At 44.7% G+C, this 711-nt stretch carries 1 protein-coding gene; it reads right to left on the minus strand.

Going from position 1 to position 711, the window contains the following annotated elements; all coding sequences use genetic code 11:
* Positions 1-711: hypothetical protein (locus tag K9B33_RS22945; protein WP_224551426.1), on the minus strand; the 711-nt coding region annotated here is incomplete at both ends.

A 711-nucleotide genomic window follows, 5' to 3' on the forward strand; every position in this document is an offset into this window, starting at 1 on the left:
GCTCCGAAGTCATCTGGCAACCTTCTATCAATGTCTCTGCAGGCGCTCCAGAGTAAATAATTGGGGCAGAAAACCGCGAATTTGAAAAATCCATCTTCAATTTCTACGTCTCTGTTCCCTATTTTGAAATTCTTGTTTCCCTTCAATATTAAATCAAATTTAGGATCATGAAACCATCGCTCCGTCTCAAAATCACGCATCGCATTGACGAGACTTCCGTGCTGATAACAGCTTGCGGGTGTTAGCCGCATTTCGCCATGACTTATCATTGAATTTAGATGATTTTTATTTCCAAATTTAACGATCACATTTTCTAATTTCTCTGGAAAATTTTTAAACAAGGCAACGCCAGTCGGCGTTCCATTGTCGAAATATTTATCTAACTCTTCATTTGCGCTACGAACGATATCCATGCGCAAGCCGCCCCGCAGGCCAATTTCGAGTTGGAGATGGGAGAATAACGGCCCGATGAGTCCTGATCCGTCGGCGAAATCCTCCCTCGGTGCGATGCCCCCGTCGGCTGTAAGTCGGACGTTATTGTGGAAGTGATCGATGAACCTACGTTCCAGATATTCATCGCTTGCAAACGTGAGATATGGATTTTGGAAGTACTCTCTTTCCCACCACTCCTGGCGTTTCAACAGGCCACCACTTTTTTCCTTCTTGGACTCTAGCTCTTCGAATTTCGCCTTCCAGAAGGAAATTCGTGCT

The sequence above is a fragment of the Sphingobium sp. 3R8 genome, assembly GCF_020166615.1.
Classification (GTDB): domain Bacteria; phylum Pseudomonadota; class Alphaproteobacteria; order Sphingomonadales; family Sphingomonadaceae; genus Sphingobium; species Sphingobium bisphenolicum.